Source organism: Mesorhizobium sp. YR577, from assembly GCF_900116595.1.
Lineage (GTDB): Bacteria > Pseudomonadota > Alphaproteobacteria > Rhizobiales > Rhizobiaceae > Mesorhizobium_M.
Genome location: NZ_FPBI01000009.1, coordinates 218689 through 239728, shown reverse-complemented (window position 1 = coordinate 239728; position 21040 = coordinate 218689). Strand labels below are relative to the sequence as shown.

The window sequence follows — 21040 nt, the reverse complement described above, 5'->3', positions numbered from 1 at the left end:
CTCAGCTTGGCGTCACGCTGCTGACCTCCCGTTTATTCCTGCGCGCGCGCCATTCCTCGAAGCGCTGAAGGATCACGAACAGCGAGGGCACGAAGAGAATGGCAAGGCAGGTCGAGGCTATCATGCCGGAAAAGACCGTGATGCCGATCGACCTGCGGGCGCTGGCGCCAGCGCCCGTCGCCACCACCAGAGGTGCGACGCCGAGGATGAAGGCGAAGGACGTCATCAGGATGGGCCGGAAGCGGTTGCGCGCCGCCTCGATTGCCGCTTCCACGATGGGTGTTCCGGCCGCGCGCAAGTCACGAGCGACTTCGACAATCAGGATCGCATTCTTGGCCGACAAGGCAATGAGCAGGATCAAGCCGATCTGGACATAGAGATTATTGGCTATGCCGATGCCATTGAGGACCAGAACCGGACCTATCAGTGACAATGGCGCGGCGAGCAGGACTGCGATCGGCGCGAACCAGCTCTCATACTGGCCTGCAAGAACGAGATAGACGAGCAGAAGCGCCAGAGCGAACACCAGATAGATCTGGTCTGTGACGAGTTTCTCCTGGAAAGACAGCGCGGTCCACTCGAAGCCGGTGCCGCTCGGCAAAGTGTCAGCCGCAATCTCCTCCATCAGCTTTATCGCCTGGCCCGACGAGAAATCCGACGCCTGCACGCCTATGATCGATGCTGACGGGTAAAGATTGTAGAGACTGATGAGTGAGGGGCCGATGCTCGGCGTGACAGTCAGCAAGGTCCCGAGTGGGATCATGTCGCCGTTCTGGTTGCGCACCGTCAGGCTGCCGATATCCTCGGGCGACCGGCGGAACTGTGAATCGCCCTGCACGTAGATCTGGAACACGCGTCCGAATTTGTTGAACTGGCTGACATAGCTGGAGCCGAGATAGCCGGCGAGCGTCTGGAAGACCGCGTCCGTGGTCAGCCCGAGATTCTGCACTTTCTCGCGGTCAATATTGACGGTGTATTGCGGAACGTTGGCGCGGAAGGTGGCCGATACGCGCTGGATACCCGACTGCGTTTCCGCCGTCTTTACCATGGCATTGGCTGAACCCTGCAGCTTGGCAAGGTCGAAGCTGCCGTCGCGAAGCTCGACCTGCATGGTGAAACCGGCGGCGTTGCCGATGCCCTGGATCGGCGGCGGCGGCAGCACCAGAACACGCCCGTCCGCCATGTCGGAAAGGCTTGCGTTGAGCGTGGCGTAGAGCGAGGCAAGATCCTCGCCCTTGCCGCGCAGGCTCCAGTCCTTGAGGATGATGTAGGCAACGCCGGCATTGGCAAGCGAGGAGTTGTTGTCGAGAGCCGAGATGCCGGCGATCGTCACGACCTGGTCGACGCCGGGGGTCGCCTTGGCGATCTTCGAAATCTGCTTCAACGTCTCCTGCGTACGCCCCAGTGCTGCGCCATCGGGCAACTGCACGGAGGCGAGCAGATAGCCCTGGTCTTCGATCGGAATGAAGCCCGTTGCGACCCGCGACATGCCATAGCCGGCCGCGCCGATGATGAGGAGCGCGATCACGCCCATCATGGCGCTGTGCCGCACCATGGCGCCGATCAATCGGGCGTAGCCATTCTCAATGCGCTGGTAGATGGCGTTGAAGCCACGATAAGAGAAGTTGCGCTGGTCCGGTGGCACTGGAGGCCTGAGCCAGAGTGCGCACTGGGTCGGCTTCAGCGTCGCCGCATTGATGGCGCTTATCAGCGCGGTGGCCGCAATCACCAGCGCGAACTGCGCGTAGATTTCGCCTGTGAGCCCTTGCAGGAATGACGCCGGCAGGAACACCGCCATCAAAACGAGCGTGATGCCGATGATCGGCCCGAATAGCGTTTTCATGGCCGCAATCGCCGCGTCATGGCTCGACATGCCGCGCTCCAAATTGTGGCTGGCACCCTCGACCACGACGATGGCATCGTCGACGACGATGCCTATTGCGAGCACGATGGCGAAGAGCGTCGAAAGATTGACGGAAAAGCCGAGCGCTGCCATCGCCGCGAACGCGCCGATGATCGTCACCGGCACGGTCGTTGCCGGCACCAGCATCGCCCGCCAATCCTGCAGGAAAACGAGGATGACGATGAGCACCAGCACGGCCGCTTCGATCAGCGTCTTGTAGACCTCGTGAATCGCCTGGCTGACGAAGATCGTGGTGTTGAAGGGGATCGAATACACCATGCCCTGCGGAAACTCGCCCGCCAGTTCCTTCATCCTGGCCTCGACCCTTCCGGCAACGTCAAGCGCATTGGCGCCCGGCGACAGGAAAATGGCCATGCCCGCCGCCGGCTGGTCATCGACCGTGAAGAACTGGCCGTAGGTCTGGGCGCCGAGCTCGACGCGGCCGACGTCGCGCACGCGTGTCAGGTCGCCGGCAGTGCCGGTCTTGACGACCACAGCACCGAACTGATCGGGATCGTCGAGCCGGCTCTGCACTTCGATCGTGTATTGGAAGGACTGGTTGTCGGGCGCGGGCGGCGCACCAACCTGGCCCGCGGTGACCTGCTCACTTTGCTGTCCCAGCGCCTGGATCACGTCCTGGGCGGTCAGGCCGCGCGCCCTCATCTTCTCGGGATCGAGCCAGACGCGCATGGAATACTGCCCGGCGCCAAACACATTGATGTTGCCAACGCCGGGCAACCGGGCAAGCTCGTCCTTCAGACGGATGGTTGCGTAGTTGCTGAGAAAGAGGCTGTCATATTTGCCTTCCGGCGAAGTGAGCGTCACGATCTCGAGGATCGCGGTCGATTTCTTCTGCACGACAACGCCCTGCACCTGCACGGCCTGTGGCAGACTGGCCAGGGCGGCAGACACGCGGTTCTGCACCAGCACCTGCGCCTGATCGAGATCCGTGCCGATGGCGAAGGTGACTGTAAGATTGTAGCTGCCATCCGAGGCGGCAAAGGACTGCATGTAGATCATGCCTTCGACGCCGTTGACCTGCTGCTCGATCGGCAGCGCCACCGTGTCGATGCCGGTGCGGGCGCTCGCGCCCGGATAGCGGGTGGTCACCGAAACGGTCGGCGGCACCACGTTCGGATATTGCGCGACCGGCAAGGCAAAGAGCGAGACGATGCCGACGACGAGCGTGAGGATGGCAATGACGTTTGCCAGGACGGGCCGCTCGATGAAGAACTTGGAGATCATTGGACTGGGCCATCCGTCGCGGCTGCCTCGAGCGCCTTCGTCTGCGGTTCGATCTTCTGCCCGGGAATAGCCGTCAGCAGGCCGGAGACGACGACGCGGTCATCCGCCGTGACGCCGGAGGTAACCACGCGGAGATTTCCCACGAGCTGGCCGATCCCGACCGTGTGCTGCTCGACGACATCGTCCTTCCCGGCCACCAGCACATAGCGGCCACCCTGGTCGCTGCCGATCGCCCGATCCGGAACGAGCAGCATGTCGGGCTCTTCGCCGAGCGGCACCCTTACGCGGACGAAATAGCCCGGCAGGATGGGGCGGCCCTGATTGGGTAGCACCGCGCGCACGGCAAGCGTGCCCGTGGATGCCGTCAACTCGGGCGCGGCGTAATCCAGCGTTCCCTTGTGAGGATAGTCCGTCTCGTCCTGCAAGCCGATTTCTACCGGCACTTTCTTGAGATCCTGCGCGGACATTCCGCGCTTTGCCATGCCGGCGCGGATGCGCAATACATCCTGCTCGCCGATGGTAAAGTCTACATAGATCGGATCGAGCTGAACGATTGTCGCGAGCGTCGTCGTGCTGCCTGCGCCGACAAGCTGGCCGATCGACACCTGGCGAGCGGTGACGATGCCGTCGAACGGCGCTTTCACCTCGGTGTAGCTGAGATTGAGCTGGGCTTGCTTGACGTCTACGGCTGACTGCTGCTGCTTAGCGACGTCGACGGCGGCGGCGGCGGATGCCTCGTCGAGGGTAGACGCCGAAATCACCTTTTGGGCGAGCAACTCCTGCTGCCGTTTGAGCTCCGCGCCGGATTGCTTGGCTGAAGCATCTGCCGAACCTTGCCCGGCCTGGGCCTGTTCGAGGGCCAATTGGTAGGGCTGAGGCTCGATCAGGAACAGGCGGCTGCCTGACTTGACCTCGTCCCCGTCCTTGTAGTCGATCTCCTGGACAAAGCCCGACACACGCGCCACCAGCGTTGTCGTATTGATCGCCGCAGTGTTGCCGGTGGCGTAGAGATATGGCGTGACGGTCTGTTTCAGCGGCAGTGCGACCTCCACCTTGGGTGGCGGTGGCGGCACATAGGCATTTTCCTCACGGCATGCAGCCAGCAGGACCGCAACGGCGAGCAACCCCGCGGCATGCCGGGCTTTACCCGACGCCAAAAGCATTCGACCCCTCCAAATACTTCCAACTATAGTTTGAATTGTGTTATTGTGGAAGTTAGCCGTTTATTACTACTTATATTCAGGGGAGTCTATCATGCGAAAGATGCTAAGCTTGTTCTTCCTTGCAGCCCTGTCATTGCCGCATGCCGCGCTGGCGCAAACGGCAGCCGAGCGCACTGCCTGCCAGGCCGATTTCGAGAAATTTTGCCCAAGCGTGCAGCCCGGCGGCGGCCGCATCATCGAGTGCCTAGCCGAGCATCTGAACGACCTGACGCCGCAGTGCCAAACAGTGGTCAAGGCGCATATGCCCAAATAGGGCTTCCTCTGCGGAGACCTTCATTCCAGATCGCCCAGCTCCTCATGGATGCCGGCGATGATGTCGGTGCGCTGTGTGGCCGAGCGGCCAGCATGCGCGGCATAGGTCAAGGCCAGGAGCCGGATCGCGCTGACGATCGTCGTATGCGAGGGTCCGAGACCAAAGCTGGAGACATGGCAAGGCAACACGACCTTCGAATAACGCTGAGCCTGCGCGGCATAAATGCGGTCTGTGATCGTGACGACGCTCATCGGGGTTGCTTGCGCATAACTCAGCATCGAGGCAAGCAGCTTCGGCGCCGGCGGCAGCGTGATCAAAAGCAGTGCATCCCGAGGCCCGGTCATGGCGAGGTCTTCCGCCCATGATCCCTGATTGACCCCGAGAATCATGACGCTGTGGCGCAGCCGGGCGAACATCAGCCTTGCATAGCGTGCCAGCCCCTCCTCCATGCCTAGCCCGAGAACCCAGAGCCGCGGCGCCTCGTGGATATGCTCGGCGGCTTCTCTTACGCGGTCGGAGCGCAATTCCTCGAAGGTCTTGGTGAGGTTCTTAAGTTCCAGTTCCAGATGCGTGCCGACGGTCTTGCCGAGCGCGATCTGCTCGGATCCGCCGACCGAATAGCCGTAAGGCTCGGTGCGGTTGCGCTCGTCGCGCGCTTGCAGCCTGACCTCGTTGAAGTCGGCATAGCCAAGATGCTGGAAGAACCGTGCGGCCGTCGCCTTCGACACCCCGGCCATTTCAGCAATCTCGGTCGCCGAATGCGTGAGGATGTCGTCTTCCCGGTTGAGTAGAAGCTGCGCCAGTTTCTGTTCGCCGGCGGTCAGCCGCGCATAGTGTTCCTGGATGCGTAATACGAGACGTGATGCCATGTACGAGTTCGATCCTCCGGTCGAAAAAACTTTTAACACACGTCTTGCGCTTATGAAACCGCTGTTTCATTATTGTGAAACGATGAAACAGGCAGGATGAAATGTCGACTTCCAAGATTGTTCGCGAGCGAATCTGGTCAAAGCTCAGACAGGTAGCAAGGCCGGATACGCGTTTTCACCTCAACTTCGCCGAAGTCATACCGGACTTTGAGAATTCGGAAGCCGCGACGGCGAAAATCCTGGAGCTGCCCCAGTTCAAGGCATCAAAATTCGCCTTCATCACACCCGATAATTGCCTTGTCGATCTTCGCCGCGCGATGCTGGAGCGCGGCATGCCCTTCGTCATGTCTACCTACGGTATTTTTCGCGGCTTCCTCTATGTCGAGCCCGGCAGCGTGCCGAAAGGGGCGGAACTCTATGCCGCCTGGCTGGATGGCATGGAGCATTTCGGTCGCCCGATCACGCTGGAAGAGATCACCCGCATGGGCCGTTTCGACTTCATGGTGACCGGCGCGTCGGCCGTGTCGATCGATGGCGTGCGGTTCGGCAAGGGCCATGGCTATTTTGACCTCGAATGGGGCATGTTCACCGACCTTGGCCTTGCCGACGACAACACGCCCGTCATCGCCAGCGTCCATGACGTACAAGTCGTCGAAGACAGGCTTCATCCCAGCGAAACCGACATACTGGTCGACTCCATCGCCACACCGACGAGGCTGCTCACCGTCGAGCGCCGCGGACGCCGCCCCCGTGGCGTGAAATGGCCGCTTTTGACCAAAGAACAGATCGACCAGACGCCACCCTTGCTCGAATTGCAGCGCATGCGCGGGCTGGCCTGACCTCCCTCCTCTCACCGCAACCGAAGGAATTTCAGATGAAAATCGCCCTGGATAGACGTCGCTTCCTCACATTGATGGCGGCCGGCGCCACGCTGCCCGTTATGGGCCGCGCGGCCCGCGCCGCCGACACTCTGACCATGCAGGCCGCCTGGATCAACGATGCCGAGTTCGCAGGCTACTTCACCGCCATCGACAAGGGATATTACACCGAGGAAGGTCTCGACCTGACCTATCTGCCCGGCGGTCCCGACGTCATTCCCGAAAGTTCCATCATTGCCGCCAAGGCCGATCTGGCACTGACCTCGCCCGACACCACCATCAAGGCGATCTCCGAACAGGCCGCGCCGTTCAAGATCATCGGCACACAATACCAGAAGAACCCGCTCGGCATCGTTTCGCTGGTCTCCAATCCGATCAGGACACCGAAGGATCTTGTCGGCAAGACGCTGGCGGTACCACCGGTCAATGTCATTTCGGTAGAAGCGATGCTGAAGATTTCCGGCGTTGATCGCGCGTCGGTCAACATCGTGCCCTATGCCTATGACCCGACGCCGCTGATAAAGGGCGAGATCGATGCGTCGCTCGATTTCACCACCAACGTGCCCTACACCGTGTCGCAGTCCGGCAAGGAAGCGACCTCCTTCCTGCTCTATGATTTCGGCTACACCATCTACAACGACACGGTCGTCGTGACGGACGAGACCTTGAAATCGAAACGCAAGGAACTCGTGGCCTGGCTGCGTGCCTCGCGCCGTGGCTGGGAGGAGAACCTGAAAGACCCCAAGGCCTATCCGCCGACTTTCGCTGAAACCCATTTCAAGGGAACCGGCCGCACCATCGACAACGAAATCTACTTCAACACGGCGCAGAAGCCACTGATCGAAGCGGCTGGCGGCATATTCTCGATGAGCGACGAATCGATCGAGGCCAACATCAAGGCCTTCGCCGAGATCGGCATCAAGGCCACGCGCGAAATGTTTGACACCTCCCTGCTCGCGGAGATCTGATGGCTTCGGCATCCGGAATAAGGATCGATCGCGTCTCGAAGATCTTCGCCGCGCGCAGCGGCACCTTCGAAGCGCTGAAGGACATCTCGCTCGACTGCGCGCCGGGCTCCTTCACCGCGCTGATCGGTCGCTCCGGATGCGGAAAGTCCACCATATTGCGGCTCTTGCTCGGGCTCGACGAGCCGACATCCGGCACTGTCGAGATCGGGGGCGCGTCGCCGCATGAAGCGACGCGCAATGGCGAAACCGGCGTCGCCTTCCAGGATGCGGCGCTGTTGCCGTGGCGAACGGTCGAGAAAAACGTATCCCTTCCGCTCGAAGTGCTCGGCCTTCCGCTCAAGGAATATAGCCAGCGCATCACCGAATTGATCGGACTTGTCGGCCTCGACGGCTTCGAACAGGCGCTTCCGGCCGAACTCTCGGGCGGCATGCGTCAGCGCGTGGCCATCGCCCGTGCGCTGGTGACGCGCCCGCGCGTGCTTTTCCTCGACGAACCGTTCGGCGCGCTCGACCAAATCCTGCGGCGGCAGATGAACCTCGAACTGCAGCGCATCTGGGCCGAAACGCGGGCCACCACGCTGCTTGTCACGCATGGCATCGACGAGGCAGTGTTTCTGGCCGACCGCGTCGTCGTGATGCAGGCAAGGCCTGGCCGTATCAGCAAGATCATCGAGGTCGACCTGCCACGGCCGCGCAACCGCGACATGTTCGTCTCGGCCGCGTTCCACCGGCTCAGCGACGAAATTTCCGAGGCGCTCGATGGCCGCTAGGCGAGTTCCCGCCTGGTTTCCGGCGATCCGCAACCTCATCGTCCTTCTTGCGGCTTGGGAGCTTGCCGGCCGTCTCCATTGGATAGCCGACGGCGCCTTGCCGGCACCCAGTGCTATTCTGATGCGCATGTGGCGCGATCGTGCGGAATATCCCGATCACGTCCTGGCGACATTGCATGCGTCGGCTCTCGGATTCCTGATCGGCAATGCCATAGCCATTGCGGCAGGCGCGGTGTTCGCGATCTTTCCCACGGCCGGCCGCATCGCCAAGGGCATCAACATCGCGGTCTTCGCCATCCCACCCATCGCCCTATCACCGATCCTGGTGCTGACGCTTTCGGGAATGGAGCCGCGTGTCGCTCTGGCCGCGATCGGCTGCTACTTCACCACCATGACCGCGACGGTGATCGGCCTGACCCAGTCCGACAACCGTGCCGCCGATGTCGTTCGCGCCTATGGCGGCAATCAATGGGCAGTGCTGCGGCTGGTGCAGTGGCGAAGCGCCTTGCCGACCATACTGAGCGGCCTGCGGGTGGCCGCGCCCAATGCGGTGCTCGGCGCGATCCTCGCCGAGTTCGGTGGCGGCGGCCGCTTCGGTCTCGGCGTCTATCTGCTCGGCTCGATCGGCCGCGGCGAACCGGACCGCCTGTGGGGCATCGGCCTGATGGCGACTGCCATCGCAGGCCTAGCCTACTGGATATTCGCCGTGATCGGCCGGCGCCTCACCAACGCATCTGAATCCGTCACCATTTCGCCAGGCGTGGGATCGCGCCGCGCCGCTGGCGAATCCGCGCCTCGCAAGCTTGCCATCGCGCTGGCATCGCTGCTCGTGCCCTTCGCCCTTTGGTGGGCTTTGCTGATCCTGCTTGGCGTGCCGGGCATGATCGCCAAGACGCCTCTCGGCCTCTTCGACTATCTGTTTGTCTCCCCCGGCGCATCCGTCGCCCAGGCCAAGCTGTGGAGCGCGGTCTGGCAAACCTTGCCAATGACCATTGCAGGCATGGCCGCGGGCCTCGCTTTCGCCTTCCTTCTCGCGCTCTCGGCCCAAATCTATCCCGGTCTCGTGCGCGCCTTTCTGCCAGTGGCACTTATCAGCCAGTCCATGCCGCTGGTGGCGCTGACGCCACTCCTGGTCCTGATCTTCGGCCGTGGCGTCTCGCTCATCCTGTGGGTTACCGTCTCGGTTACATTCTTCCCCGCTTTCGTCACCATGGCGCAGGGGCTGTTGCAGGTTCCCCAGGCCGCCCTTGATCTGCCACGCGCTTACGGTGCGTCGCGGCTCGCGCAATTGCGCTGGGTCTCCATTCCCGCCTCGTTGCCTTATCTTTTCGCGGCCGCGCGGCTCACCGCGCCACGGGCGCTGCTGGGCGTCATGATCGCAGAATGGCTGGCGACCGGCACCGGGCTGGGCAACCTCATCAACCAGTCGCGCGGCTACCTCGACTATGGAATGGTCTGGGCGGTTGCCTTGGTCTCGGTGTTGCTGTCGGTCGCTTTCTACCAGGCAGTTGCGGCCATCGAGCGCACGGTGCTGAGGCGACAGGGAATGACGACGGTCGAATAAGCGAAGGCGGCCGGGACGCTATATCTTATCCGACAGTCTGATATCTCCGCCTCAATCGCAGCCCAGAAGCTTACCGCTGGCAAGCCAGAAAGGCGGCAGGCAGAGTGGGATTGCCGATAGCAGCAGGATATCCTCCTTCACCGTGATGCCGATCCGCTCGGCGACAAACCGGCGGCGCGCCTCAAACCGCTGCGACAGCGCCGGGTGACGCTCCGCGATCTCAGCGCGCAGGCCGGCATCGGCGAAGGTCACCGCATCCTCGCAATTGAGCGTCCATCCATTAGGCATCGGCACCGGTATGATGTCGACCTGGAACGGCATGCCGGAAACGATGCGCTCGGCCGAGCCAGGACGGATCGGCGAGTTCATCCATTCGTCGAGGCCTACCAGATGGCCGGGATTGAGGGCTGGGCGCAGCTTGCCGCGCGCCAGGGTCGAAACCACTGCCTCGTGGATCGCACCACCCTCGGCGCCAATGCCAGCCGTCTCGTACCAGGCGATCAGCCCGCGGAAATAGGCCTTGGCCTCGTCCAGAAAAGTGTCGTCATGCTCGGCGATCAGGCCGCCGCGAGCCGTCAACCCGCCCCAGTAGCCGACCGCCGTGGTAGCGCCATCACCACGCTTGGGCACGCGAGCCGTAGGGCTGCGCAGACCGATCACCTGGCCGGACGCGTCGTTGGTCGCCAACATCGGATGGCAGTTCATCGGCTCACCGGCATAACCCATGCGCGAGGCCGCCATCAGTTCGGTATCGCCGAGCGTGAAGCCGCTGAGGATACGCCACACGGCCACTGAAGACCGGGCCGCACCCCATTCGGCCTCGGCGATCTGATCGGCATCGACGACGGCGCGCAACCCGTCTGTCTGGTGCATGAGTACCGGCGTCGCATCGACGATGGACGACGCGGACACGATCGAAGCGATCGCATCGACGATAAAGGCCGGCACGAGGAAGGTCGGACGCCCCGCGGACCACTCTTCCTTCTCGAGATACTTCCAGCCCACCAGGCCGACACTGTCACCTGAGGTGATGCCGGCCTCGCGCAGCACGGCCACGAGGTCCGGCTTTTGCGTTCGGTCCTGCGCCATCAGGCTGAGCGACTGCGCCAGCAGGGTGACGACGCCCGGTAGTCCGGCGATCGGTGTGTAGCCGAGATTCTCGTTGCCGGTGACGATGATGCGTTGGCCCGACCTGCCGAGCAGCAGGACCGCCTCCTCGAAACGCGGCTCGAAGCCCGTCAGGAAGGCGATGTTGGCGGCATGCTCGCGGTCGGCATAGACGGCGAGCCAGTCCGTTCCGGCGCGATCGAGCGCCTTGGCGCAACGTGCCTCATAGGTCGCTGCCGGAATGGCGGGGCGCTCGACGGGAAGTCCGAAGTCGGGGATATCGATGGTGCGAAGGCTGATATTCATCATGTCTCTCAATCTGTCAGGGAGTGTGTATTTCGGCCGAAGCCGACAGTCGATTGGATGCGCCGGCGATGTATGCCGTCCTATTCCTCAGCAAGAAAGCCGATGCTCGAGGGCAGCACGCTGCAGGTGACCTTGCCACCGGCGGTGATATCGCGGGCCGCCGCCGAGGATGCCAGGACCAGCAGTTCCTGGCCGTCCGGGGTGGATACGGTCACGCGCTCGGAAGAGCCGACGAAGGAAACATCGGCGACGGTGACGGGAAAGGCGATGGCGCCGGGCGGCGGCTCGCCCATGGCGATGTCTTCCGGCCGCATCCAGACCGTCAGCGCCGATAGCCCATGCCGCGTTTCATCATAGCCGCCGGGCATCGGCGCCTTTGCCCCGAACAGCTCGATCCCGCCGTCGGCTACACGCGCCGAAACGATGTTATTGCCGCCGAGGAAGCCTGCGACGAAGCGCGAGGCAGGCGCGCGGTAGATGTCGCGCGGGGTGCCTACCTGGACTATTCCGCCATTGTGGAAGACCGCTATGCGGTCCGACATGGCGTAGGCTTCCTCTTGGTCATGGGTAACATAGACGAAGGTCACGCCGGTTTCCTGATGCAATCGCTTGAGTTCGCGCTGCATGGTGTCGCGCAGCGTGCGGTCGAGCGCCGACAGCGGTTCGTCGAGCAGCAGTATCTTCGGCCCGAAGGCCAGCGCGCGGCCGATCGCCACGCGCTGCTGCTGGCCGCCCGACAGTTCACGCGGCCTGCGCGCCGCCAGCTTGTCGAGGCCGACGAGATTCAGAACCTCCTCGACCCTGGCGGCGATCCTGGCCTTGTCCCATTTGCGGACCCGCAAGGGGAAGGCGATGTTGTCCGCCACGTTGAGGTGGGGAAACAGCGCATAGCCCTGAAAGACCAGTCCGAAATTCCTGTCCTCCGGATCGACGCGCGTGATGTCGGCGCCATCCAGCAGGATGGCGCCTTCGTCAGGCTTGGTGAAGCCGGCGACCGACATCAGAAGCGTCGTCTTGCCCGACCCCGAGGGGCCGAGCAAGGTGACGAACTCCCCCGCCTCGATCGACAGATCGATGCCGTCTAGCGCGACAGCGGAACCGTAGCTCTTGCGGAGGTTTCGGACGTCGAGAAAGGACATTCAGATCGGATCCCGGGCAAGTGGACCTGTCGAGCAGTGGATGCCGCCACCGTTCAGTTCGATGCATTCATAGTCCAGCGTCAAGATCTCGATGCCGGCAGCGTCGAGACGGTCGGCCAGGCGCGGCGTACGGGTGGCATGCATGACCACCCGGCCGGGCGCGATGGCCAGGCAGTTGAGCGAGAATGCGTTGTCTTCCGGAGGCAGCTCGATCAGCTTCATGCCGCGCTTGTTCAGATAGTCGATGAAGACATAGGGCAGCTCGTTGATATTGATGATCGCGGTCTCGCGGTCGATCATCATGAAGCTGCCGTCGATGTGGATACGGTATCCGGGCATCGGCACCTTGATCAGCTCGACGCCGAGGCTGTTGAGGATCATCTCGACCTGGCGGACGCCTTCGGGATTGCAGGCGACGGACACCGAGCAGACGGCCGTCTTGTCGTCGATCAGCGCAAAGCCGCCGCCCTCGAACACCGCCTCGCCATGCAGCGTGCCAAGGATCGGGCAGCCGGCCTTGGCCAGTGCCTGGGTGACCATCAACTCCTCGCCACGGCGCGCGCGGCGAGCAAGACGGGTGACGATCGCGCCGCCCTTCACGCCGATGACGCTGTCGCGGCAAAAGGTCGATTTGAGGGCGCCCGGCGCGGCCTTCTCGGTCAGGATGACGTCGACGCCCTCGGACCGCAGAAGCTTGGTGAAGGCATCGTGAGCGGCCTGCATGGCGGCGAGATCCGGCGGGGTCTTGCCCATGAAGTACCAGCCCTTCTCGGGATCGCCGAAGCCGCCGATCTCGGGCATCGGCTTGTTCTTGTCGACGACGTTGATCTCCTCGCCCGGCCGGTGCATCAGCACGGCGCGCAGCTTGCCGACATCACTGGTGCAACCCCAAGGCCGGCCCCAGACGCGGGTCTGTTCTTCCGGGTCGTGGAAAGCAGGCGTTGGGACGGAGCCAAAAGTCTGGAAGAACTTGGCCTCGCGGTATTCGTGCTCGCTCATTGCGGCGCTATGGGCAGTCATGTCTTCGATTTCCTTTCTGAAACAAACGAAGCTATTGAAAGTCGTGTCGTGACCGACGCTGGGCGATATGGTCCCAGACGGTCATGCGCAGGATGAGGCCGACGATGGTCACCGCCAGCATGACGGTCGCGATCGCGGCCAGCGCGGGGTCGACGGCATCTGCGATGCTCGTCCAGATCTTGCGCGGCAGGGTGACGATGCCTCGGCTGGTGATGAACAGCGTCACGGTGATCTCGTCCCAGGAGACGATGAAGGCGAGGATCGCTCCGGCCACCGTGCCCGGAATAATGTTGGGCAGGATGACGCGACCGAAGATGGTTGCCGGGCGGGCGCCGAGCGAGCGAGCCGCCTGCACCAGCCTCGGATCGAGGTTCGACAGCGAAGCGCCGATCGCCAGCACTGCCAGTGGCATGGCGAGGATGACGTGGACGATGGTGACGCCAAGCCATGTGTCGAGAAGCCCCAGCTTCGACCACAGCCGCACCATGCCGACCGCATAGATGATCGGCGGCACGATCAGCGGCGAAAGCAGGATGACGCGCAGGATCGACGGCCAGCGTCCGACATAGACCCAGGCGCCGATGGCGAAGGCCGCCGAAACGGCCGTCGCGATAACGGCCGAGGCCATGGCGATGCCGAGGCTGGTGAGGATGCTCGGCATCCAGCCGGCGCGCCAGTTCGCCAGGGCGGCGAAATGGTCGAACGAAATGCCGTTGTTGGGCAGGGACAGATAGTCCCGGTCGGTCAGCGCCACGGGAATGACCACGAGCACGGGAACGAACAGGAAGGCGAGCAGCAGCCAGGCGACAAGCTTTGGCAGCTCGCGTTCGAGCAGGCGTCGGCTGCGCGGCGTCATTTGCGGCCCCCTTCAAAGGCGGCGCGCAGGGCCGGGCTGCGCATGGCGAGCGCGATCAGGATGCCGACGACGAGCAGCAGCATGGTCGAGAGCGCCGTCGCCACGCCCCAGCGCAGCGTCGAGGATATCTGCACGGAGATATATTCTGCGACCATCAGCACCCGACCGGCGCCAAGGATCGCCGGCGTAACCAGGAAGCCGAGTGAGAAGATGACGATGAACAGGCCGGCGATCGCCAGGCCGGGCATGGAGAGCGGCAGCCAAACGCGGAAGAAGATGGTGACCGGGCGCGCGCCAAGCGATCTGGCTGCCTGAATGATCCTGAGGTCGATCTCCGACAGATTGGCGTAGAGCAGCATGATGGCGAAGGGCATCATGTAATGCACCATGCCGACGATGACGCCGAACTGGTTGTACACCAGTTCGAGCGGCTGGCTGACGGCCCCACTGCCGACGAGGGCCGAGTTGAGCACGCCGTTGCGGCGCAGGATGGTGATCCAGGCAAAGGCTCGTACCAGCACTGATATCCAGAACGGCACCATGACCATGAACAAAGCGACGCGGCGCGTGGCCGGCGGCATATGAACCAGCGCGAAGGCCACCGCGTAGCTCATGACGATGGTGAGCACAGTCGTCACAGCCGAGACGAACACGGTCGTGCGCACGACGCGGCCGATCGCGGCGTTCTGGAACAGGGCCACATAATTGCCGAGGCCGAAGGTCGGCTCGGTGAAACTGAGCGCCAGCACCTGAAGGATGGGCATCACGTAGAGACACAAGGTCAAAAGCGCTGCCGGCACCGTCAGGCAGAAGGCCCAACGCTGGAATGAGGTCATGATCTTTCGAACCACCACCGGCCGTTGGCCGGTGGTGGTCTCCGATGGTTAGCGTGAGATGAAGTCGAGGAACTTGTTCTGCAGCTCGGCCTCGTTGTCGGCATAGTATTGCGCCGAGATCGGCAGGCCGGTCTTGGCGTTCTCGGGAGCGAGCGAATAGACCGCCTTGTCCTCGTCGGTCATCAGCGCCAGCGCCTTCGGGTTCGAGGGGCCGTTGCCCATGAGGCGCAACAGCGTCACCTGGCTCTCCGGGTCCAACGACGAATTGATGAAGTCGAAGACCTTCTTGCCGGCGGGGTTGCCCTTCGGCACAGACCAGGCGCTGGCGAACATCAGGTTCTGGTTCCAGGTCCAGGTGTAGTCGGGGTTCTCCTTGCGCAGCAGGTTGGCGCGCGTGTGCCAGATATTGCCAATGACCACTTCTCCGTCGCGGAAGAGCTGCTGGCTCTGCGCGCCGGACTCCCAGAAGATCAGCTGCGGCAGCAGCGGCTCGAGCTTCTTGAACGCCCGGTCGACGTCGAGCGGATACATCTCCTCCGGCTTGACGCCATCGGCGAGCAGCACGGCTTCGAGCTGACCCTGAATCCACTTGCACATGGTGCGCTTGCCGGGAAACTTCTCGAGATCGAAGAAGTCGTTCCAGCTCGAAGGAGCAGTGGCGCCGACCTTCTTGGCGTCATATGCCAGCACGTTGGAGTAGGTGTAGTTGCAGATGCCGAACTCGGCCGCGAGGCCTTCGCCGACAAGAGACTTGTCTACGATGGAATAGTCGATCGGCTCGACATAGCCGCCCTTGCCGAGCACGACGGCGTCCACCATGCCGCCATCCGTGGCATCCCAGGTGACGTTCTTGGAATCGACCATGGCGCGGATCGCACCTGTGGCCGGGCCAGCGCCGTCGATGACGACCTCCATGCCGGACTTGGCCTTGAACGGCTCACCATAGGCCTTCTGAAAGGCTTCGAGGGCAGCGCCGCCCCAGTTGCAGACGACGATTTCCGACGCCTCGGCAGAGGCCGGACCCGGTTTGAACGCGACTGCGATGCCAAGCCCGGCCATGGCGGTCATAAAGCCTCGGCGATCGATCTTCCCATTTCTAAATTTATCAAGCGCAATCAACGCTGCGTCTTGACCAAAGCGATTGTTGGACATGTGTGTTCCCCTTTCACGTCCGCGGTCTAATTTTCTTTCTCTCCCTCCCTGGCCTGCACCGGAAGCCCATCACAGCTTCCGGAACCGGTATGCGCGATCTAACGTCCAGATGGACGGCGGTGTGGCGGCGCCACCGAACTGCGTACGACGAGTTCGACGCCGACCCGTTCAGTCGCCGTTTCGGATTTCCGGCCGGCGATGAAGTCGAGCAGCATGTTGACGCCGCGCGTGCCGAACTCAGCTGCCGACTGACGCACCGTCGTCAGCGCCGGCGCGAGCAGGTCGGCATTGCGGATATCGTCGAAGCTGACGAGCGAAATGTCTTCGGGAATGCGGACACCGGCGTGCCGCGCGGCCCGCATGACGCCGGTGGCCAGCATATCACCGAAGGTGAAGATCGCGGTGGGCGGATCGCCCTGTTCCATAAGATCGAGAAACGCGATCGAAGCAGGCGCCTCCTCATATGCGCAGAATCTTAGCAGCGCGGGATCGGCATCGAGACCGACCTCCGCGAGCGCCCGCATGAAGCCGTCGAGACGTTCTGTGGTGCTGAGAAGCCCTCGCGGCCCTCCGATAGCGGCGATACGGGTATGGCCGCGCGATATCAGATGGCGTGTTGCCAGGAGCCCGCCATGGACATTGTCTGCGAACAGGCGTGGCGCCTTCGCGCCCGGCACGTCCTCGTCGAGAAGCACGACGCTTCCGGTCTCGTTGATCCGCCGCAAAAGCCGGCCGTCATCATGATGGTTGGTGAGAAGCAATATGCCATCGACCTGCCGGTCTTCGATGCGCGACAGGAAGGAGACTTCCTTCTCCACCAGGTTCCGGCTGTTGAACATCAGGAGGTTGTAGCCATGCCTTGCGGCCTCGGCCTCCGACGCGCTGGCGATCTCGGCAAACAGCGGATATGCGATGTCGGCGGTGATGAGACCGAGCGTTTCGCTCTTGCCGCTGCTCAGCCTGCGGGCGATCGCGTTGGGCCGGTAGCCTAGCCGCTCCGCTGCCCGCTGGATGCGGCTTGCCGTCGCCTCCGGAAGGCTGATCTGCCCGTTGAGATGGCGTGAAACGGACGTAACGGACACGCCGGCAGCCCGGGCGACGTCGCGAATGGTGGCTTTCAATCTTCCCGACAAGCGGCCCCACTCCCGCGAGACATGTGCAGATAACCGTTCTAGTAAACCGGTTTCACAAACGACAGAAAAAAAATCGCGCGCGCCATCCGCAACGGACCAGGAGCGAATGACGGCGGCGCTCACGAGGGGTCTCCGGCTCGGAAGAATTCCTGGTGCTCGCGATTCAAGCTCATTTGATCCAAATCGGCATTGCGGATGTGCGCCGCCATGAGCCGTGCGGCCTCGCCCATATTGCCGGCCCGAACCTCGTCGAAAATGGCACGGTGCTCGGCGATGATCGAGCGGATATGATCCGGCTTCATGCCGATCAGGAACTGGATGCGCATCATGTCGGCCGAGACATGCTGGCACGCCGTCCACGCCCGCGGATGCGCAAAAGCCCCAAGCAGACCTGCATGGAAGGCCATGTCGGCACGATGCAGAGCGCCCATGTCATCGCCGTGGAGAAGGCGTTCTTGCGCCCGAAGCGATAGCTCGATCTCGTCCAGCATGGCCGGATCGGGCCGAATGCCGCTGTTGGCAACGACTGCGCTCTCAAGCGTGGAGCGAATGAATACCGCCTCACGGACACGCGCCATGTCAATCAGCGAGACGCGGGTGCCGGTTTGGGGTGAAATCTCGATCAGACCCTCATCGAAGAGCCGCGTGAACGCCTCACGCACAGGCGTGCGGCTGATGCCGAGCGACTGGGCGACGTCTGTTTCCGAAATATTGGCACCGGGTGCGATGCGTGCGGTGATGATCGCTTCACGCAGCTCGACATAGGCCTTCGCCGAGATCGTGTTTCGACGCTCATTCTGATCGGCCAGGAGTGAGGTGCTTAGGTTCAGCATGGCTGTATGCTGGCATTCAGGATCGTTTCGAGTCAAGCGCATTTTTTGTGCAGATGCGCGATTGGCTCAATTTTCGATCAGCCTCCCCGGCCGAACCAAACCTGGAAGCGCGCGACCCTGTTCAAGCGCCGCAGCGACGGCGGCAATGGAGGCCGCAGCGCCCTGCGGTGTCGGCAGGCCGGCACGATGAGGCGTTAGCCGGATCCGTTCGTGCCGCCAGAACCAGTGCTCGGGCGGCAGGGGCTCGACCGAAAAGACGTCCAACCACGCGGCGCCGAGCCGACCCCGATCGACCGCAGCGCGCAGCGCCTCCTCGTCGAGGTGATCGCCGCGGCCGAGATTGACGACATAGGCTCCGGGCGCGAGGCGCGAAAACAGCCGGTCCGACAATATGCCCTTCGTTTCCGGCCTGGAGGGCAGGAGATTGACCACCACGTCGGCGCCGTCGACACAGGCGCTGAGCCCATCATCGCCATACAGGCAAGCGACGCCGTCGATGCTGCGGGGAGTTCGCGACCAGGCAGACACCGGGAAACCGGCTGCCGAAAGCCCTTGCGCGACATGCAGACCGAGCGGACCCAGCCCAAGGACTGCCACGCGCAGTGATCCGCGTGTCCGGTTCTGCTGATCTGGCAAGCGCCAGAAGCGGGCAAGCTGGTCCGCCCTGACAACGACGTCATCTTGCAGGCGCGCGAAGACCGCGTGCATCGCATAGTCCAGCAATTGCTCGGCCTGGCCTTGATCCTGCAGGCGCGCGATCGGGACATCGGCCGGGATGCGGGGATCGTCGAGAAGTTGGTCCGTTCCCGCGCCGAAACAGAAGACGGCACGCAGCGACGGCGGCAACGCCGTCATATCCTTCGGCAAATGCCAGGCAACCAGCAAATCGTAGTCGGCGCCCTCCGGCAGATCGGGCCATCGGATGAAGCGTGCCGACGGAAGAGCGTCGCGCAGCGCGTGCTCGAAGCGATCGCTGTAGGCAAGCGGATCGGCAATGACGATCCGCATCGGTCAATGTCCCTCGATGGGCATTCCCGCAAGCCGGCGCAGCGCCAGCCATTCCAGTTCCGCCGCGCCATCCGGATCAGCCTCGTACTGCCTGGCGGTGCGCTCGCACACCTCCTTGCTCGGCAGGTGGATGGGCCGCCCGCAACCGAGCGCCGCAAGCTGGATGCGACAGGCCTGCTCAAGGTTGTACATCAGGGAAAAAGCCTCTCCGACGGATCGCCCGACGGTCAAAAGCCCATGGTTTCTCAGGATCATGGCACGATTGGTGCCAAGATCGGCAACCAGGCGTTCCTGCTCACCGGGATCGAGTGCTATGCCCTCGAACTCATGATAGCCGACCTGCCCGTAGAACAGCAGCGACGTCTGGTTGAGCGGCAAAAGCCCCTCCTCGAGGCAGCTTACCGCGACACCGGCGGCGGTATGGGTATGCATGACGCAGACCGCGTCCGGGCGCGCGATATGGACCGCTGTGTGAATGACGATGCCCGCCGTGTTGATCGGCACCTGCTGGCCACGCATCTGCTGGCCATGATGATCGATCACCGCCAGCGATTCCGGCGTCACCTCTCGAAAAAGATCGCCGTAGCGGTTGATCAGCAGGAGTTCCGGCTCTTCGGGCAGACGCGCGGATATGTGCGTGTGGATGATGTCGTCCATCCCGAACCGGGCGATCAGCCGATACGCCGCCGCCAGATCTTCGCGCATAGCCATTTCAGCAGTCGACATCATACCGGATCTTTCCTTCCTCTTTGATCAATTTCGGATACTTGAATTCCTGCATACAGTCAACGAGCTGGATAGGAGGTGGCCGTCAGGACTGGCATGAAGTGCAAATGCATCAGCCCGAAGAGGCCGGCGCAGATTGGACCCGAAACGGCATCCCACTCAGCAATTCCCACCCTCGATTGACAGAAATGGTATGGTATCGTACCAGACCACTTCATTTGAAAATGAGGCCAAGGTAGTCGATCGCAATGGAAGCCAACCGAACAGAACGGGGTGCAGCGCGGCTGCGCGCGCTCATCGAAGCTGCATCGGAGATGTTTCTGGATCAGGGGTATGAGAGCGTGTCGCTCGATACCCTGATCGCGCGCGTCGGCGGTTCGCGACGCAATATCTATGGGCCGTTTGGCGGCAAGGAAGGTTTGTTCATCGAGGTCGTTACGCAGCTCTGCGCCGACCTGTCTCGCCCGCTCGAAGAACTCGACATCGATGCCGAGCATGACGTGAGCAGCGCGCTTACCCTATTTGGCTGCCGTGTCCTGTCGATCGTGCTTCAGCCACGAACGCTCGCCTTGCAACGCCTGATGATTGGCGAGGGACTTCGGTTCCCTGAACTTGCCCAGGCGATCTGGCATGCCGGACATGACAACGCGGTGCGCAGGCTGTCCGTCTGGATCGGACGCAAACAGGCCGCCGATCAACTTCGAGGCGACATCTCGCCTTCGGATCTGGCGGCGCAGTTTGTGAATCTGCTGGTGACCGGGCCGCAATTGCGTGCGCTCGTCGGCATTGCATCAAAGCCGTTGGATGATCTGGAAATAACGCGCCTGACCAAAATAGCCGTCAAGGCATTTCTGGAAGGCGCTCTCGTAAAGGACAAGAAACGCAATGCGTAAACTTCCCTGGGCAACGATTCTTGGCTGGGCGCTGGCCGCATTCTTCTTATTCGGCAGCGTCAGCAACATCCTCGCGCCGGGATCGATCCTCGAAGATTATCGGCGCTGGGGCTATCCTGAGTGGTTCCACTATGTGACCGGCCTTCTGGAACTGACAGCGGCAGCACTTCTCATTCCACGCAAAACCCGCTTGCTTGGGGCTGGCCTCGCGGCTGCCGTGATGATTGCTGCTGCCGGTACGGTTGTTCTGCATGGAGAATACGCCCATGCGGTCGCGCCGATCACCGTGTTGGCGGTTGCGATCATCACAGGAACGATCGCATTGCGCGCCCGATCATGAAGACGGCGTGATGGCTTT

General features: G+C 62.6%; 20 protein-coding genes. 7 read left to right on the top strand and 13 right to left on the bottom strand.

From position 1 onward, the window contains the following. Position 1 precedes the first annotated feature (1 nt). Together BM413_RS15380 and BM413_RS15375 are read right to left on the bottom strand one after the other, a co-directional pair. Positions 2-3148 (bottom strand): efflux RND transporter permease subunit, encoded by a 3147-nt coding sequence (locus BM413_RS15380; protein WP_091914505.1) that lies wholly within the window; start codon positions 3146-3148, stop codon positions 2-4. Then, on the bottom strand, positions 3145-4311 hold the full coding sequence (locus BM413_RS15375; protein ID WP_091914503.1) for an efflux RND transporter periplasmic adaptor subunit: 1167 nt from the start codon (positions 4309-4311) through the stop codon (positions 3145-3147). The genes BM413_RS15380 and BM413_RS15375 overlap by 4 nt, the downstream gene beginning before the upstream one ends. A gap of 91 nt (positions 4312-4402) precedes the next feature. Here BM413_RS15375 and BM413_RS15370 point away from each other — a divergent pair, with 91 nt between their 5' ends. After that, positions 4403-4624, top strand: coding sequence for a cysteine rich repeat-containing protein (locus BM413_RS15370; protein ID WP_091914501.1), 222 nt, complete (start codon positions 4403-4405; stop codon positions 4622-4624). Between the two features lie 20 nt (positions 4625-4644). On the opposite strand, the gene BM413_RS15365 is transcribed toward BM413_RS15370, so the two are convergent. After that, a complete protein-coding gene (locus BM413_RS15365; protein WP_091914499.1) occupies positions 4645-5493 on the bottom strand; it encodes a MurR/RpiR family transcriptional regulator in 849 nt (282 codons plus the stop codon). Between the two features lie 101 nt (positions 5494-5594). Between BM413_RS15365 and BM413_RS15360 the strand changes: the two genes are divergently transcribed. From BM413_RS15360 to BM413_RS15345, 4 genes are read left to right on the top strand one after another with little or no spacing between them, the layout of a single operon-like run. Further along, entirely contained in the window at positions 5595-6332 is a 738-nt protein-coding gene (locus BM413_RS15360) for a 5-formyltetrahydrofolate cyclo-ligase (RefSeq protein ID WP_091914497.1), read from the top strand. Positions 6333-6367: 35 nt separating this feature from the next. Continuing rightward, complete coding sequence (locus tag BM413_RS15355) at positions 6368-7339, top strand: ABC transporter substrate-binding protein (protein WP_091914495.1); 972 nt, start codon at positions 6368-6370, stop codon at positions 7337-7339. Beyond that, on the top strand, positions 7339-8109 hold the full coding sequence (locus tag BM413_RS15350) for an ABC transporter ATP-binding protein (RefSeq protein ID WP_091914493.1): 771 nt from the start codon (positions 7339-7341) through the stop codon (positions 8107-8109). Before BM413_RS15355 ends, BM413_RS15350 begins: the two co-directional genes overlap by 1 nt. Continuing rightward, positions 8099-9673 (top strand): ABC transporter permease, encoded by a 1575-nt coding sequence (locus BM413_RS15345; protein ID WP_091914491.1) that lies wholly within the window; start codon positions 8099-8101, stop codon positions 9671-9673. Before BM413_RS15350 ends, BM413_RS15345 begins: the two co-directional genes overlap by 11 nt. 51 nt (positions 9674-9724) lie before the next feature. Here BM413_RS15345 and BM413_RS15340 read toward each other — a convergent pair whose 3' ends face one another. From BM413_RS15340 to BM413_RS15285, 10 genes are all read right to left on the bottom strand, one after another. Beyond that, entirely contained in the window at positions 9725-11086 is a 1362-nt protein-coding gene (locus tag BM413_RS15340; protein WP_091914603.1) for a M24 family metallopeptidase, read from the bottom strand. 80 nt (positions 11087-11166) lie between these two features. Further along, positions 11167-12225, bottom strand: a complete 1059-nt coding sequence (locus tag BM413_RS15335; RefSeq protein WP_091914489.1) for an ABC transporter ATP-binding protein — start codon at positions 12223-12225, stop codon at positions 11167-11169. After that, entirely contained in the window at positions 12226-13245 is a 1020-nt protein-coding gene (locus BM413_RS15330; protein WP_091914487.1) for a dimethylarginine dimethylaminohydrolase family protein, read from the bottom strand. 31 nt (positions 13246-13276) lie between these two features. Then, entirely contained in the window at positions 13277-14101 is an 825-nt protein-coding gene (locus tag BM413_RS15325; protein WP_091914485.1) for an ABC transporter permease, read from the bottom strand. Further along, positions 14098-14937, bottom strand: coding sequence for an ABC transporter permease (locus BM413_RS15320; protein ID WP_091914483.1), 840 nt, complete (start codon positions 14935-14937; stop codon positions 14098-14100). The genes BM413_RS15325 and BM413_RS15320 overlap by 4 nt, the downstream gene beginning before the upstream one ends. Positions 14938-14985: 48 nt before the next feature. Continuing rightward, complete coding sequence (locus BM413_RS15315) at positions 14986-16005, bottom strand: ABC transporter substrate-binding protein (protein WP_244537881.1); 1020 nt, start codon at positions 16003-16005, stop codon at positions 14986-14988. A gap of 182 nt (positions 16006-16187) precedes the next feature. Continuing rightward, positions 16188-17222: a LacI family DNA-binding transcriptional regulator gene (locus BM413_RS32520; RefSeq protein ID WP_175544335.1), complete on the bottom strand. Its 1035-nt coding sequence runs from the start codon at positions 17220-17222 to the stop codon at positions 16188-16190. A gap of 119 nt (positions 17223-17341) precedes the next feature. Next, the gene (locus tag BM413_RS15295) at positions 17342-18055 is read right to left on the bottom strand and encodes a GntR family transcriptional regulator (protein ID WP_175544334.1); all 714 of its coding nucleotides are present in this window, start codon (positions 18053-18055) and stop codon (positions 17342-17344) included. Positions 18056-18121: 66 nt separating this feature from the next. Then, positions 18122-19063 (bottom strand): NAD(P)-dependent oxidoreductase, encoded by a 942-nt coding sequence (locus tag BM413_RS15290; RefSeq protein ID WP_091914474.1) that lies wholly within the window; start codon positions 19061-19063, stop codon positions 18122-18124. A 3-nt stretch (positions 19064-19066) separates the two neighbouring features. After that, the gene (locus BM413_RS15285) at positions 19067-19792 is read right to left on the bottom strand and encodes a class II aldolase/adducin family protein (RefSeq protein ID WP_210188935.1); all 726 of its coding nucleotides are present in this window, start codon (positions 19790-19792) and stop codon (positions 19067-19069) included. Between the two features lie 245 nt (positions 19793-20037). Here BM413_RS15285 and BM413_RS15280 point away from each other — a divergent pair, with 245 nt between their 5' ends. Both BM413_RS15280 and BM413_RS15275 read left to right on the top strand, forming a co-directional pair. After that, complete coding sequence (locus tag BM413_RS15280) at positions 20038-20682, top strand: TetR/AcrR family transcriptional regulator (RefSeq protein ID WP_091914472.1); 645 nt, start codon at positions 20038-20040, stop codon at positions 20680-20682. Further along, a complete protein-coding gene (locus BM413_RS15275; RefSeq protein WP_091914470.1) occupies positions 20675-21022 on the top strand; it encodes a DoxX family protein in 348 nt (115 codons plus the stop codon). Before BM413_RS15280 ends, BM413_RS15275 begins: the two co-directional genes overlap by 8 nt. Positions 21023-21040: the final 18 nt, after the last annotated feature.